Origin of the sequence: Alcaligenes sp., assembly GCF_050255915.1 — a bacterium.
GTDB classification, from domain to species: Bacteria; Pseudomonadota; Gammaproteobacteria; order Burkholderiales; family Burkholderiaceae_B; genus Alcaligenes; species Alcaligenes aquatilis.
On record NZ_JBFWIQ010000003.1, the window covers coordinates 313,607 to 326,761 of the forward strand.

General features: G+C 56.3%; 18 protein-coding genes. All 18 read left to right on the forward strand.

The window, feature by feature from the left end; translation table 11 throughout:
- Positions 1-362 precede the first annotated feature (362 nt).
- The 18 genes from AB7E06_RS05480 (at position 363) to sctT (ending at position 13,135) form a co-directional block, all read left to right on the forward strand.
- Positions 363-638 (forward strand): hypothetical protein, encoded by a 276-nt coding sequence (locus tag AB7E06_RS05480; protein ID WP_137430371.1) that lies wholly within the window; start codon positions 363-365, stop codon positions 636-638.
- Between the two features lie 78 nt (positions 639-716).
- On the forward strand, positions 717-1,025 hold the full coding sequence (locus tag AB7E06_RS05485) for a hypothetical protein (RefSeq protein ID WP_137430372.1): 309 nt from the start codon (positions 717-719) through the stop codon (positions 1,023-1,025).
- Between the two features lie 634 nt (positions 1,026-1,659).
- Positions 1,660-1,965, forward strand: coding sequence for a hypothetical protein (locus AB7E06_RS05490; RefSeq protein WP_109088520.1), 306 nt, complete (start codon positions 1,660-1,662; stop codon positions 1,963-1,965).
- 1 nt (position 1,966) lies between these two features.
- Complete coding sequence (locus AB7E06_RS05495) at positions 1,967-3,082, forward strand: DUF6094 domain-containing protein (protein ID WP_427955585.1); 1,116 nt, start codon at positions 1,967-1,969, stop codon at positions 3,080-3,082.
- 281 nt (positions 3,083-3,363) lie between these two features.
- Positions 3,364-3,921 (forward strand): RadC family protein, encoded by a 558-nt coding sequence (radC, locus tag AB7E06_RS05500; protein ID WP_427955588.1) that lies wholly within the window; start codon positions 3,364-3,366, stop codon positions 3,919-3,921.
- A 111-nt stretch (positions 3,922-4,032) separates the two neighbouring features.
- A complete protein-coding gene (locus tag AB7E06_RS05505; RefSeq protein WP_427955591.1) occupies positions 4,033-4,374 on the forward strand; it encodes a hypothetical protein in 342 nt (113 codons plus the stop codon).
- Between the two features lie 897 nt (positions 4,375-5,271).
- A complete protein-coding gene (locus AB7E06_RS05510) occupies positions 5,272-5,853 on the forward strand; it encodes a hypothetical protein (RefSeq protein WP_372406384.1) in 582 nt (193 codons plus the stop codon).
- Positions 5,854-5,890: 37 nt separating this feature from the next.
- Positions 5,891-6,073, forward strand: coding sequence for a hypothetical protein (locus AB7E06_RS05515; RefSeq protein ID WP_372406381.1), 183 nt, complete (start codon positions 5,891-5,893; stop codon positions 6,071-6,073).
- Between the two features lie 36 nt (positions 6,074-6,109).
- Positions 6,110-6,514 carry a hypothetical protein gene (locus tag AB7E06_RS05520; protein ID WP_372406379.1) on the forward strand — a complete coding sequence of 135 codons (405 nt, stop codon included), beginning with the start codon at positions 6,110-6,112 and terminating at the stop codon, positions 6,512-6,514.
- Between the two features lie 36 nt (positions 6,515-6,550).
- Positions 6,551-7,297: a type III secretion system inner membrane ring lipoprotein SctJ gene (gene sctJ / locus AB7E06_RS05525; RefSeq protein ID WP_427955595.1), complete on the forward strand. Its 747-nt coding sequence runs from the start codon at positions 6,551-6,553 to the stop codon at positions 7,295-7,297.
- A 2-nt stretch (positions 7,298-7,299) separates the two neighbouring features.
- Positions 7,300-7,947, forward strand: coding sequence for a hypothetical protein (locus AB7E06_RS05530; protein ID WP_427955598.1), 648 nt, complete (start codon positions 7,300-7,302; stop codon positions 7,945-7,947).
- Positions 7,944-8,549, forward strand: a complete 606-nt coding sequence (sctL, locus tag AB7E06_RS05535) for a type III secretion system stator protein SctL (protein ID WP_372406375.1) — start codon at positions 7,944-7,946, stop codon at positions 8,547-8,549. Before AB7E06_RS05530 ends, sctL begins: the two co-directional genes overlap by 4 nt.
- Complete coding sequence (locus tag AB7E06_RS05540; protein ID WP_372406373.1) at positions 8,546-9,889, forward strand: FliI/YscN family ATPase; 1,344 nt, start codon at positions 8,546-8,548, stop codon at positions 9,887-9,889. Before sctL ends, AB7E06_RS05540 begins: the two co-directional genes overlap by 4 nt.
- Entirely contained in the window at positions 9,886-10,371 is a 486-nt protein-coding gene (locus tag AB7E06_RS05545) for a hypothetical protein (RefSeq protein ID WP_372406372.1), read from the forward strand. Before AB7E06_RS05540 ends, AB7E06_RS05545 begins: the two co-directional genes overlap by 4 nt.
- Positions 10,358-11,389, forward strand: coding sequence for a type III secretion system cytoplasmic ring protein SctQ (sctQ, locus tag AB7E06_RS05550; RefSeq protein WP_427955603.1), 1,032 nt, complete (start codon positions 10,358-10,360; stop codon positions 11,387-11,389). The genes AB7E06_RS05545 and sctQ overlap by 14 nt, the downstream gene beginning before the upstream one ends.
- On the forward strand, positions 11,376-12,038 hold the full coding sequence (sctR, locus tag AB7E06_RS05555) for a type III secretion system export apparatus subunit SctR (protein WP_372406367.1): 663 nt from the start codon (positions 11,376-11,378) through the stop codon (positions 12,036-12,038). Before sctQ ends, sctR begins: the two co-directional genes overlap by 14 nt.
- A 6-nt stretch (positions 12,039-12,044) precedes the next feature.
- Positions 12,045-12,314, forward strand: coding sequence for an EscS/YscS/HrcS family type III secretion system export apparatus protein (locus AB7E06_RS05560; protein ID WP_372406365.1), 270 nt, complete (start codon positions 12,045-12,047; stop codon positions 12,312-12,314).
- Positions 12,302-13,135, forward strand: coding sequence for a type III secretion system export apparatus subunit SctT (gene sctT, locus AB7E06_RS05565; RefSeq protein WP_372406363.1), 834 nt, complete (start codon positions 12,302-12,304; stop codon positions 13,133-13,135). Before AB7E06_RS05560 ends, sctT begins: the two co-directional genes overlap by 13 nt.
- Positions 13,136-13,155 lie beyond the last annotated feature (20 nt).

Consider the following 13,155-nt stretch of genomic DNA (forward strand, 5'->3'; position numbering starts at 1 on the left):
GCCACGTACCTTGCGCGCCGTTTCATTTGTCACCAGGACCTCCATTTCGGTGACACACACCTTGGATCTGCTAAGGGAGGTGAGGGGGTATGAATTTTAATTTGTTATGTAAGCCCGGAACCTAGATGGGTTCCCTTGCGAGCCAGGATAACCAGGCCCGGCCTGCAAGGGAAATCATCTAAGCAAACCAACGATGGTTTCACTCAGGTGCGTTCAACCCTGTAAACGCGCCAAGGAGGCTTTGGCTACCTGGGTATTTGCTTTTAACCGATGCACGCGGGGTTCTCCTGCGCTTCTTATTCACCCCATGGGGACACCGTGTCCCCTGGGGCTTGGTCGTCCCCATTTTTCGGAAGACGATCATGGCTCAACTGCATTTTTTCCCTATCACGACGGCTCAGCGCAAGAGTTTGCATTCCCTCTTTAATGACTGGCTGTCCCAGGCCAATGAAGAGGGATTTGAGCAGTTTCTGGCTGTTCGACATGAGTTGGCACCCGCACAGGTGTGCTCGTTCGTACGTCTGGTCCAAGGCTGCTCTGTTCGACAAGATTTGGCCCAACGCTTGCCAGGTGATCTCAAGCAGCGTCTGCAAGCACTTCATTGGCTGCGATTCGGCGCTTCAGCGGTAGCCGCTTGATTCTTTAACTGACCCTTGGGGGCTTTGACCCTCGCGGGTTGATAGCCCTCTTGATTTTTTAAGGGGTACTATATGTCAATGAGTTCATCTGACTTGTTCCTGCTGCGGCAGGGCCTGGTTGATGCCGGTATGAAGCAAGAGGTTGCCGAAAAGGTGGCCATCGCAATGGAGGGTGCTATGGCACTCACACTTGATCAAGTGCTGGAGAAGTGGACAGCCAAGGTTGAACACGACATTGCCGCGCTTCGCACTGAACTGAAGCACGATATTGAAGTGACCAGAAAAGACATCGAGGTGACCAAGCGGGATATGACCATCCGTCTTGGCTTGATGCTGGCTGGTTTTGCCGGTCTGATCTTAAGCGGCATGAAGATGTTCATGCCCTAGCGTTTAGCACGCGACCATTTCAGCACACCTCGGTGTGCCCGATGAGGAGTCCGCTCCTCCAAATTAGCGAATGTATACCAGGTCTTTCATAGGCTTGGTGACATTCGCTTTTCTTTTGTTTTTCCATTTTCACCCCTGCGGGCACAGACCCGCATGGGTATGGCCTGCGCATTTTTTAGTGAGGCCGACTATGACTGAACAGACTCAACCAGTGTGCAGAGATTCCTTCGATCTCTCGCCTCTTGCCGATGTGCTGCCGCGCTTTGAGCTCGGTGTGGTTGTGGCTACGCCAGGTGTTACCAAGCTGGATCAAGAAGGCACGATCAACGCTTGTGAGTACCTGGCTCGTCACGCTGTTGGTGATTGGGGGGATCTGTGCCACGAAGATTGGCGATTTAACCAGCGGTCCCTAGCGTGTGGAGGGCGACTGATGTCGTCGTATCGCGTCAATGACCAACTCAAAATCTGGATCGTTACAGAATGGGATCGATCCAGTACCACACTGACGTTGCCATCGGAGTACTGATCCTCTAACCCATGCAAACCCATCAGGATGGGTTTGCATTTTCCTCTTTCACTTTCCCGACGGGATGATCCGTCTGGGTCTCTCGTCGTGTATTTTTCGGAGACCCACATGATCGTTGTCCGTTATTTCACCTTACCGCTGTACACAATTGACAGAAACCGTACCGATGATCGACTGATCTGGACCGGACCAGAACCTGTTCCAGCCATTGGCGAAACTGTGATGGTCAGGTTCAACAATATTGGTGAATGCAGAATCGTTTGCTTTGCCTCACAAGGTCCGTACCTTGGGCTGCTTGTTTACCCCCTTCAACCACCCAGTTGGTGGATTTCTCAGAATGGCGAACCTTCGCCTGAAACAGCAGGCCTGGTGTTTGGCCGTGAGATCTCGCTCATTGATGGTCAGGAGGTGTGACATGGCGCTTTTGTTCACCCGCTTGGCTCGCAACTTCGTAAAAGCCGGATACTACCCGACCGATGATGAGACTTTGCAGCGGATTCAACACTTCCTCATGCCTGCATCGAGACCTATGCGGTTGCTTGACCCATGTTGCGGGGAAGGTGCGGCGCTGGCTGACATTCGCCTTGGCCTACAGGAGCGGGCTGGTGAGGTTTCAGTAAGCATTGAGGCTCTGGGTGTTGAGTTTGATAAAGAACGTGCCTGGCACGCGAAAACCCTCTTGGATAGGGTTATTCACGCGGACCTTCATGATGTCGTGGTTAAGGCTCGCAGTATTGGCCTACTGTTTCTGAATCCTCCATACGGGTTTGGAATCAGTGATGCGGCGAACATGGCCAACGCCGACTCTGACAAAGCCGAGCGTCTTGAGCGTACGTTCTTGAAGAAAACGGCATCATTCCTGGTTGAGGGTGGGGTGCTTATCTACATCATTCCGTATTACGCCTTAGATGCTGAGATTCGGACATTTTTGGCCCGTAATTTCGACAATTTGCGGTTTTTTATGGCCCCCGAGCAGCAATTCAAACAATGTGTCATCTTCGGGACCAAAATCCGAAGCATACATCCACGTAAAAGCGTTCTTGACTGGCTTGCGCAGGCTCAGGCCGGAGAGTTCGTAGATCAAGTATTGCCAGAGGTCTGGGATGATGAGCCCTACCAGGTGCCAGCAGCTGATGCGGAGCTTGATTTTCATGCGGTGCGAATCGATGCAGCTCAATTGAAAGACGAGCTCAATACATGGAAGGCGAGTCTATTGTGGCAAGGCTTTGATGTTCATTTCTCTCAGGTGCGGGCCAGTCACAGAAGACCGCTTCGTACGATGACTCAATGGCACCTGGCGCTTGCGCTGGCGGCCGGCCAGGTGACTGGCTGCATTGAATCGAAAGACGGCCGGATTTTTCTGATTAAGGGGGATACCTTTAAGAAGAAAGAACGTATCCAGAACCTGGAAGTGGATGAGAAAGGGAATGTTTCAGAGACCATCACGATGCTGGATAAATTTGTGCCTACGATCAATGCAATTGAATTTACTGCCGATCATCGGCTTGGTCAGATAGTAAAGATCAACTGATGCTTTATCCCTCAGTGCCAATGGTTGGCGCTATTCACCCTTCATTAGAAGGGTTCCTCAAGGGGCCTGGTCCAGGCCATTTGGGGAAACCTTCTCATCAAACCTAAAGGGGGTTTCTTTAGGTGCGTTCAGCCCTGTAAACGCATCAAGGTGGTCTTTTACTGCCTGGGTAGTTTTTCTTATCTGCTGCAGTCATGCATAGCATGTCAGTAGCCTCGTCTTATCCCTTGGGGACATCCGTCCTCAAGGGGCCGGATGTCTCCAGCTTTTTGGAGATACTCATGTCTTCTTTCAATACGTCGATTTTACCCATCGCGCCGTCTGTATACGCTCAGGTAGCGCCTGAACCCGCGCAATTGCATGTTGCTGATGCGCATGGGCACTACGTGTTGGCGACTCCAGGGCAGATATTGGAGGCCGCACGTGAGGCGATTGTGTCTTTAGTGCCTTCAGGGACTCCCATGTCAACCCCGAGCATTGCGGAACGCTATGCCGTCGCTCGCCTGGCTGGCTTAGAACATGAGGTTTTCGCTGTCTTCTTTTTAGACAACCAACTTCGCTTGATCCAGTATCGAGAAATGTTCCACGGCACCCTGAGTCAAACGGCTGTCTATCCTCGTGAGGTCGTTAAAGAGGTGCTCAAAAACAATGCTGGCGCGGTCATTTTGGCTCACAACCATCCAAGCGGAAAGTTAGAGCCTAGCCAAGTAGACCGCCAACTTACTGAGCGGCTTAAAAAAGCATTGGAGCTGATCGATGTAAGGGTTCTGGACCATTTGATCGTCGGGCCTTCAGCCGACAACACTAGCTATTCGTTCGCTGAGCACGGCGACCTGTAACTTGAGTCATTTCTTGTTTGTTTAGCCCGCATTTGGGCGTTTTTATAACCTGTACCCATGGGGTCGCTGCGGCCCTTATGGGGCGTTGCGACTCATTTTCTGGAGTTTGTCATGAGTCGTCATTACTTTGAAACCACGTACAAAGATCATCCCGTCACTGTGCTCTTGGGCTGGGATAGGCCTTTGGGTCATTATTTTCTGGTCATCGAAAAGCAGGTGGATTTTGTGGATCCGGATGTGACCGGGTTCGATGATCAGTATCTGTATAGCAATCTTTATGAGTCCAACCCATTTGGTTTGAGCCTGGAACACTTTAAAGCGGTGTTGCACCGGCTCAAGATTGCTGTGCCAGCAAGTATGTTCACTGAGGTCGAACGTGATTCCTGGAGCAACGTGGGAAATCGGGACATCCTTCATCAAGCTGACGGCTCGTTGGCTGTACGTTCAGTTTGACCATCTCTTTAAACCACGCGGCCAGGCTTCTTCCCTCATCTTTACGAGCAAGAAGCCTGTCGCATTATTATGGAGCTCGGTGATGTACCAAGTGGAGGAGTTCCCCGAAGTCTGGGCTGATGCCTGCATCCGAGAGTCGGATGGTCGCTTCTTATTAATTTCACTGTATGGGCGTGATGGGTCGCTGATGCAATTGGGCGCGACCGCCCTAATTCAAGGAGCTTTAGCAATGAATAAACACGATATTTCTTCCGGTATTTTCACTCAGTTTCTAGATACCTCCGCCCTGCCTATGGCGCGGGTTCGCGAGTTTCCTTTGACGATGGAACTGGCCACTCAATAGCTGGACGATATGGAAACCTTCATCAAGGCAGAGCAGGAGTTTGTACTGGTTTACGAGAGCCTGCCATATCCGACCGAGCCGGCGGACTCAGAGGGACGCAAAAAAGTGGTGTTGTGGTTAAAGGCTCATCTTGAGGGGGGGTGAGCGCTATTGCCGGGGCATCATCTAGAGCGCGAGTCTTTGCTTCCAATGATCGCACAGTTGGAAAAAGAGTATTGCGTCCTAGGTGATGTGGCCTGCATCTAGGATGAGTTGCGAGCCCATTTACAGAAATGGAGCAGTATCGATTCAGTCAACTAAGTGGCGTTTTTTTAGACTAAGGCTATACAGGGCAGGTTGTTGCTTGATCCGTCTTGGCACTGCTTTTTACCTTCTTCTTGCACTGCAAAGGCATGGTAGTGAGAACTGCAAAATATTGCGATACGTAAGTGATTGAAAAAAATGCCGCAAGGTGTCGCAGTGCAATGTGCCTGTCACCATCGCCCTCAATAATGGCTCGCATCAGATGCAGGAGCCGTGTGGTGCAAAGAGTGCGCTCAATCCGTTTTTTCCGTATGAACACGACGCTGTGTTGTGGCCTGGTCTTGCTTGGCCTGTCGTGTCAGGCGCTGGCGCAGCCGGGATTGTTGGCGCAGCCCTACCCGTATCTGATCATTGAACAGGATTTACGCCAGGTATTGCGCGAGCTGGGGCGAAACCTGGGGGTAGGAGTCGATGTGTCACGTGGTGTCAGCGGTGTGGTGCGTGGCGTGCGGCGCGGCGATAGCGCAGAGGGTTTTTTGCGCCGCCTGGCCCAGGCGCACGATCTGGTCTGGTATCTGGATCGTGACACGCTGTATGTCAGTACCCGTGACGAGAACGCGACCGAGGTGATTTCCGCCGTGGGCTTGAATGGGCAGCAACGTCTCCATCTGATGGAGCAGTGGTCCAGGCAGAGTGTCGGTGTCGCGATTGATGTGGATAACCGTCCCTCGTCCTTGGTGGTGACGGGGCCGCTGTCGTTCCGCCAGCGTATTGCCTCCTTGGTCGGTGGCGCCCCGGTTGGCGGTACTCGCGTGGCGGCTTCTGGCGACGCAGCAGGCATTACGGTGTATCGCGGGCGCAATGGTTCGCGGCAGCGTGTGACACCCCCCTAAACGATTGTTTTATTAGCCATGTAGACAGGAGTGAGTGATGTCCGTAACACCCGTTGATTCTTCCACCGTACCCGCGCAGACCCCCGAAGCATCGTTTGATGATGCTGTGACGAGCGCTCAGCAAGACGAAATGATGCTCAAGGGAGTGGTGACCTTGGCTCAGACCGTGCTGATGCCGCGCATGAACGAAATTCTGAGTGAAGCTCAGTCCGACGAGTAAACGCTTGAAATCGACACGACGCGGAGAGAACGAATAATGGATTTGCCCAGCACTGTTGGCGTTGGTCTGGATGTTTCGGTACATCAGGGCGGCGCATTTCCTGCCTCGCAAGACTTGTTCGAGGTCATGGCCATGCAGGTGCGTGACCGTCATCTCTCCAGCGTGGGTCAGGTCGGTCAGGTGGTTGCCCAGTACCTGGATGGGTATCTGGAACGCACCCGCCTGGCCTCCTCCCGCGTGAATGATGTGGTGGGCCATCAGGCCGCTACCCGATTCGATAGCCCGCCTGCCGCCGTGCCGGGTCAGGAGTCGGACCAGCGTGTCATGACGGCGCTGGATGCCTTGAATCGCATGTTCGATTATTCCATTGAGACCCAGGTGGTTGTTCGCAGCGCCACTCAGGTGTCTGGTGCCGTCAATACCTTGATGAGAGGACAGTGATTCGTGTTGAGGCATAGGGGAACAAGGATGGTGCGCATGATGGCCGTGGCCATGTGCGTGCTGGTGTTGCAAGCGTGCAAGACGGATTTGTATACGGGACTGGATGAGCGACAAGCGAATCAGATGATCTCCGTGTTGATGAGACAGGGCATTGAGGCCAGCCGGGAGCCGGTCAAAGGTGGCGGCTTGACCGTCATGGTGGATAAAGGCGATTTTGCTCGTGCGGTTCAGGTGCTGGAGGCGGCGGGTTTGCCGCAGGCGCAGTTTGCCTCCTTGGGCGATGTGTTCCAGAGCAATGGTTTGGTGGCCTCCCCGACGCAAGAGCGGGCGCAACTGATTTATGCCATGAGCCAGGAGCTGTCCAATACGGTGGCACAGGTGGATGGTATCCGTACCGCTCGGGTCCATGTGGATCTGCCTGAGTCGGATATGCGCCGCAAACCGGCTCGCCCGGCGTCGGCGGCTGTGTTTGTGCGCTACGAGTCTGACGTTGATATCGAACCGTTGATTCCCAAGATTAAGGCCTTGGTGGTGGGCAGCATTGCCGGTTTGGAGTACGAGCGCGTGTCGGTGATTCCCGTGGCGGCACCTGTGGAAGAAGGGGCTGCCGTGGCGGAAATGGGCAGTTGGCTCGGGGTGCCGGTACCCGCACACAGTGTGGGCCGCTTGACCCAGTTGTCATTGGTGATTGGTTTGTTGATGGCAGGGCTGGCCGGGGCGGGGACATGGTGGTTCATGACACGCTCAGCCAGAGCAACACGCATTTATCCCCACGTATCCTGATTATGGCAAAGATTTTGAGTCACGGTGACTGGAGTGCGTTCCAGCAGAATCCCTTATCCGGCCTGCGGCCAGAGTATCTGGCGCAGTGCCTGGAGCCTTTGCAGATTCAGGACGAGGCCTTGTTCAGGCGGACGGTGGCGGCGGACTCCCATCGGGCGGCTTTCATGGAACTGGTGCAACAGACCTTGGGTTTGAAACCGTTGTCCAGCTTGACGCCCAGCCCGCTACAGATCAGCTTGTTGAGCCTGGATGCACGTGCCTGGCAGCGTGTTCTGGAGGCCTGCGGCTTGATGTATTGGGCGCCTGTCCTGGCGCAGGAGTTGCGGGCTTCGGTATTGAGAGCCTTGGAGACGCGCTTTGGCCCGACATGGTGGACTTGGGTGCAAACCGGATGTGCCGTGCTAGGGGATAAGGTGCCTGAACAACAGCGAGTTTGGCCGGAGACCGCGCATGCCTGGGAAATCGAAATTGTCGATGCCGGCCATGCTGTGTTGAACACCTGGATCGCCAGGCAGGACGAGGGCGTAGCCGCGTGGTTGCGTTGCAAGCAAGCCATGCCCCGTCAGGCGCAAGAGGGCGGGCAGGTAGAGGCCGCCTTGGCGACCATGTTGCTGGACGCCGTGGCGCAAACCCCGAGGGCAGAAGCATGAGCGCCGATACACGGGCAGCAACAGGCGATGACGCCCTGATCATACGAGCAGAAAGTCTGGCGGCATGGCAAGAGGGTGAACGTTTTCTGGAGCAGGCGCGGCAGCAAGCCCAGGCCATCCAGAAGGAAGCGCATGAGCAGGCAGACCATTTGCGGGAGCAGGCGCGGCAGGAAGGTTACGAGACCGGGCGACGTGCCGCGATGGAAGAAGCTGCGGAGTTGACCTTGCGCCTGGCTCAGGAGCGTGAGCGCTATGTGGATGAGTTGGAACCTCGTTTGGTGCAACTGATTGACACTGCGTTCAGAAAAATACTGGATGGCATGGCGGACGCAGAACTGGTCGAACGTGCGACGCATCGTGCCGTCGGGGACTTGCGTGAGTCGGGTCGTTTCACCTTGCGTCTTGCGCCGGGGGCCTTGGAGGCCTTGAGTGAGGATGCCATGGCTCGCCTGGCACGGGTCGTGGTGTGGCAGGAGGACGATAAATTACGGCAGTCTCAATGCTTTCTGGAGACACCGGCGGGCATCATTGAACTGACGCCTCATGCGCAATGGGATCGGATTCTCAAGGTGTTGCAGCAACACGGAGTCGAGCAGGCATGACGGCGGACAGGGCATTGCACGATGCCGATCCTCTGCCGCATATCCATGCCCTTGTGCAAGGGGTTGATACGCGCCTGCGGCAAGGCAAGGTGCAAGAAATCCGTGGCTTGACCATTCGGGCCTGGTTGCCGGGCGCGACCCTGGGCGAGTTTTGCAGTATCGAGCCGCGCATGGCGGGGTATGCCCCTGTGCCCGCCGAAGTGGTGGGGTTTGCTGATGATCTGGCGTGGTTGGCTCCTATGGCCAAAGCCAACGGGATCAGCGCAGGGTGCCCCGTGTATCGCACATCGCGCGGATTTTCGATTGAAGTCGGCCCGGCGTTGCTGGGGACGGCCATTGATGCATTCGGACGCAATCTGGATTCCCGGGTGCGCCGTCATTCCGAGGGCATGAGCTGGCGAGCCGTGCATGGCTCGGCGCCCGCCGCGATTGAACGTCAACGTATCAGCGAGCCGTTTCCACTGGGCATTCGAGCCATTGATGGTTTGTTGACGGTCGGACGTGGGCAGCGGGTGGCGATTCTGGGTGAGGCGGGGGCGGGCAAGTCCTCGCTATTGGCGTCCATGTTGGCAGGGGCGCAGGCGGATGTGGTGGTGCTGGCCCTGATCGGTGAGCGGGGCCGGGAAGTGCGTGAGTGGCTGGAAGATGCCATGGACGAGGCCACCCGTGAACGAACGGTGACGGTGGTGGCCACCTCGGATAAATCGGCTCTGGAACGGGTCAAGGCCGCCGAAACCGCGACTTGCGTGGCCGAATACTTTCGAGATGCGGGCAAGCATGTGCTGTTGATGGTGGACAGCGTGACGCGTTACGCCCGGGCGCGTCGTGAAATTGGTCTGGCGGTGGGTGAGCCTCCCACCCGTCGGGGGTTTCCGCCTTCCTTGTTTGCGGCCTTGCCTGAATTGCTGGAACGTGCCGGGCCAGGCGTGCAGGGCAGCATCACCGGCATTTATACCGTGCTGGTCGAGAGCGAAGGGGAGGCTGATCCCATTGCAGAGGAAATCACCTCGATTGTGGATGGGCATATCGTGTTGGATGCCCAATTGGCACGCAGGAACCGTTTCCCCGCGATTGATATTTTGCGCAGCCGCAGCCGTTTGATGCACAAGGTGGTGCAGAACCGACATGGCAAGGCGGCGGCGCAGGTGCGTGACCTGATGGCCCGTTATTCGCAGGTGGAACTGCTGATTCGACTGGGTGAGTACGTGACGGGCACGGATGCTCAAACCGATGTGGCCATCGAGCGGCATGACGCCATCGAGCGTTTTCTGCGCCAGGATATGAAAACCATTTCCACCTTGTCTGAAACACGTAGCCGCCTGATGGAGTTGATCTCATGAGTGCTGCCCTGAAGGACATCCTTCTTTTGAAAGAAATACGGTTGCGGCGCGAAGAGCGGCTGCAACAAGAAAGACGCGTGCAGGCCGCTCAGTGTGAGCGTGCCGAGCAAGCCTATCAGGCGCAAAGCCAACGGGCTCAGGAGACGATGGCCTTGATCCAGCAACGAAAGTACGAGCGCTGGAGTGAGCTGTCCAGCAGCGGTTTTGACAGTCGCATGGTCATGCAGGCTTACGATCAGGATAACGACGATGCTTACCATGTCTTGCGCATGGAGCATGACTTGAATGAATTGAAAGAAAAGGTGGCGGATAGCCAGGACGCACTGGCGCAGACCGTGGCCCTGTATACGCGCTGCGTGCGCAAGTTGGAAACGTGCAAGGAACTGGTGAGCTGGCATGGTCGCCAACTGAGCAAGCGTGATGCCTTGCGCGATGAAATGTTGGCCGATGAACAGCAAGGGGCACGTCATGGCCGAGGTTGAGGATAGGCAGGTAACGCCCTTGTGGCCGACGCTGCCGGTCTGTGAGCCGTCTCAGGTCTTGGATGAGTCCCAAGGGGCCGCCTGGCTGCCGCTGGTGTTTACGGTGCTTGATGAGCCGGTGTCCTTTTATTTGCGCAGGGTGCAGATGCCCGTGCCGCAGGATGCGTGCTGTCTCTCACTGGTATCGGGCTCGGCTCAGGGCAGTCTGGCGGTGGACGCACGATGGCTGGATGAGCGTTGTCGTAGCGCCGGACTGGTGCGTCCCGATTCCTTGGCCTGGAATCAGGTTCCGGCGGCCTTGTCGTGTGGTCTGTTGTCCTGGCTGTTGATGCCTTTGTTGCAGAGTTTGAAGGTGGCTTGCGGGCAGGTATTCAGGCTGGGGCCACCAGAGAAAACAGGTCCGAATTCAGGACGAGTGGCCTTGATGCCGGAGGGTGAGGCAGGGGGTGAGCGAGAGGTGATGTGGCTGGACTTGCCCGAGACGCTTCTCAAGCGCCTGCCGCGCGAACAGCGGGACCCGGCGATCTGGCAAGGTGTTCCCGTCATGGTGAGCATGCAGGTGGGGAACCAGATGCTGAGCCTGGCGCAATTGGCTTCTTTGCGCACCGGCGACATCGTGCTCTTGAACAGGCCGTCAGCGGGCAGGGTGCTGGTCGTGGATGCCCGCTTGCGAGCGGACGTTCGCGAGCAGGGGGATGACTATGTCCTGGATAGTGACTGGTATATCGATGAACGAAATGAGGTATCCATGGAAGAAATCACGAACGATACGGAATCGCTTCCCTCTGTCGTATTGGATCAGTTGACGGTGCCCCTGGTATGCGAAGTGGGGCGTCTGGCCTTGAGCATGGCGCAGTTGCAGGCCTTGAAGCTCGGAGCCGTGCTGCCCATGCATCGACGGGAGGACCAGGCGGTGGATCTGCTGGTCAATGGGCAGAAAGTAGGCCAGGGTGAGCTGGTGCGTCTGGATGGGGCACTGGGTGTGCGAGTCGTGAGGCTGGCCGATGCCCATCGGTGATTATCAGCCTAATCTGGGCGTCATCATCCTGCTGGTGGCCACGGTTGGATTGTTGCCCTTGTTGATCGTGACAATGACCGGCTTCTTGAAAATCTCTGTGGTGTTGTTCCTGATTCGGAATGCTTTGGGCGTGCAGCAGACGCCGCCGAATCTGGTTCTGTATGGGATTGCCTTGATTCTGGCCTGTTATGTCACCGCACCGTTGATCGGCGAGATCAGTCATCAGTTCCAGGGGGCGCCCATGCAGCTCAATTCCATGGAGGACCTGAGCGATATAGCCCAGCGCGTGCGCGGCCCCTTGCAGGCCCACCTGTCTCGCTATGCGGCGCCGGAAGAGCGGGAGTTCTTCCTGAATGCCACGGAAGGCTTGTGGTCCGAGCAGGCGCGTCAGGACCTGCGCGATGATGATCTGGTGGTGCTGGTGCCTGCTTTTGTGGGTTCCGAGCTGGCCCGAGCATTTGAAATCGGGTTTTTGTTGTACATCCCTTTTCTGATCATCGACTTGATCGTCTCCAATGTGCTGATGGCGATGGGCATGATGATGGTGTCACCGGCCTTGATTTCCGTCCCCTTGAAGATTTTCCTGTTCGTGGTGGTAGACGGTTGGTCTCGTTTGATGCATGGCTTGATCACCAGTTATGGAGTCTGAGCAACGATGGACAAGACGCTGATTGTCTCCTTGATGAATAAGGCTTTGATGACGGTCCTGATCATTTCGGCTCCGGCCTTGCTGATTGCCATTGTCATTGGCTTGGGAGTGGGCTTGTTGCAGGCTTTGACACAAATTCAGGATCAAACCTTGCCGCAAGCCGTCAAGCTGGTGGCTGTGCTGTGCTCCTTGATCTTTGGGCTGCCGCTGCTGGCAGGGCATGTGTCGGAACTGACCGATCAGTTGCTGAACGGCTTTCCGGTATGGACCCGGTAGCGACGACGGCAGCCGCAGACCTGTGGTGGCAGGGAGCCTTGCAGTGGCTGGGTGCGGCCTATCCGGCGATCACGGCGACTTCCCTGGCCATGGCGCGGTGTCTGGGTCTGGTGATGATTTCCCCTGTCTTCAATCGCCTCGGTATCACGGGTTTGTTGCGTACCGTCATCGCCATGGTGTTTGCCGTGCCGGTGGTGCCCATGTTGCTGCCGGACGTCATGTACGACTACGCCCATGTCAGTTATCGCCTGGTCGGGGCGCTGATGGTGGAGATGCTGGTGGGCATGGTCTTGGGGGCGCTGTATGGCGTACCTGTCTGGGCAGCCGAGGCAGCGGGTGAGTTGATCGACTTGCAGCGTGGTTCGACGATGGCGCAACTGGTCGACCCCTTGTCCGCGACCGAGTCCGGGGTGACGGCGACCTTGCTCAGCGTCGTCATGGTGGCCATGTTTTTCCTGGCGGGTGGTTTGTCATTCATGCTGCGGGGTTTGTACGACAGCTACCGCATTTGGCCGCTGGGTGGCTTCTTCCCTGTCATGGATGGCATGGGCCTGGCCGTCCTTCAGTTGATGGACGAGGTGTTGCGGCTGGCGGTCATGATGATTGCCCCGCTCATGATCGCCATTTTGGTGTGTGACCTGGTTCTGGCCTACCTGGCCCGCATGGCGCCCAGCTTGCATGTGTTTGACTTGTCCATGCCGGTGAAGAATTTTTTGTTTGCCATTTTGCTCCTTCTGTACATGGCCGTGCTGTTGCCTGATATGGCCGATCTGGTGGCCTCGGCGCGGAGCCTGTCGGATTGGGTGGATGCCTTGCGTTAGCAAGATGGCGTGTGTTGATA

Coding starts and splice junctions, on each gene's coding strand:
- AB7E06_RS05510 (WP_372406384.1), top strand. CDS start 5,272: ATGAACACGACGCTGTGTTGTGGCCTGGTCTTGCTTGGCCTGTCGTGT.
- sctT (WP_372406363.1), top strand. CDS start 12,302: ATGGACCCGGTAGCGACGACGGCAGCCGCAGACCTGTGGTGGCAGGGA.
- AB7E06_RS05515 (WP_372406381.1), top strand. CDS start 5,891: ATGTCCGTAACACCCGTTGATTCTTCCACCGTACCCGCGCAGACCCCC.
- AB7E06_RS05505 (WP_427955591.1), top strand. CDS start 4,033: ATGAGTCGTCATTACTTTGAAACCACGTACAAAGATCATCCCGTCACT.
- radC (WP_427955588.1), top strand. CDS start 3,364: ATGTCTTCTTTCAATACGTCGATTTTACCCATCGCGCCGTCTGTATAC.
- AB7E06_RS05480 (WP_137430371.1), top strand. CDS start 363: ATGGCTCAACTGCATTTTTTCCCTATCACGACGGCTCAGCGCAAGAGT.
- AB7E06_RS05495 (WP_427955585.1), top strand. CDS start 1,967: ATGGCGCTTTTGTTCACCCGCTTGGCTCGCAACTTCGTAAAAGCCGGA.
- AB7E06_RS05485 (WP_137430372.1), top strand. CDS start 717: ATGAGTTCATCTGACTTGTTCCTGCTGCGGCAGGGCCTGGTTGATGCC.
- sctL (WP_372406375.1), top strand. CDS start 7,944: ATGAGCGCCGATACACGGGCAGCAACAGGCGATGACGCCCTGATCATA.
- AB7E06_RS05545 (WP_372406372.1), top strand. CDS start 9,886: ATGAGTGCTGCCCTGAAGGACATCCTTCTTTTGAAAGAAATACGGTTG.
- sctR (WP_372406367.1), top strand. CDS start 11,376: ATGCCCATCGGTGATTATCAGCCTAATCTGGGCGTCATCATCCTGCTG.
- AB7E06_RS05490 (WP_109088520.1), top strand. CDS start 1,660: ATGATCGTTGTCCGTTATTTCACCTTACCGCTGTACACAATTGACAGA.
- sctQ (WP_427955603.1), top strand. CDS start 10,358: ATGGCCGAGGTTGAGGATAGGCAGGTAACGCCCTTGTGGCCGACGCTG.
- AB7E06_RS05530 (WP_427955598.1), top strand. CDS start 7,300: ATGGCAAAGATTTTGAGTCACGGTGACTGGAGTGCGTTCCAGCAGAAT.
- sctJ (WP_427955595.1), top strand. CDS start 6,551: ATGATGGCCGTGGCCATGTGCGTGCTGGTGTTGCAAGCGTGCAAGACG.
- AB7E06_RS05560 (WP_372406365.1), top strand. CDS start 12,045: ATGGACAAGACGCTGATTGTCTCCTTGATGAATAAGGCTTTGATGACG.
- AB7E06_RS05520 (WP_372406379.1), top strand. CDS start 6,110: ATGGATTTGCCCAGCACTGTTGGCGTTGGTCTGGATGTTTCGGTACAT.
- AB7E06_RS05540 (WP_372406373.1), top strand. CDS start 8,546: ATGACGGCGGACAGGGCATTGCACGATGCCGATCCTCTGCCGCATATC.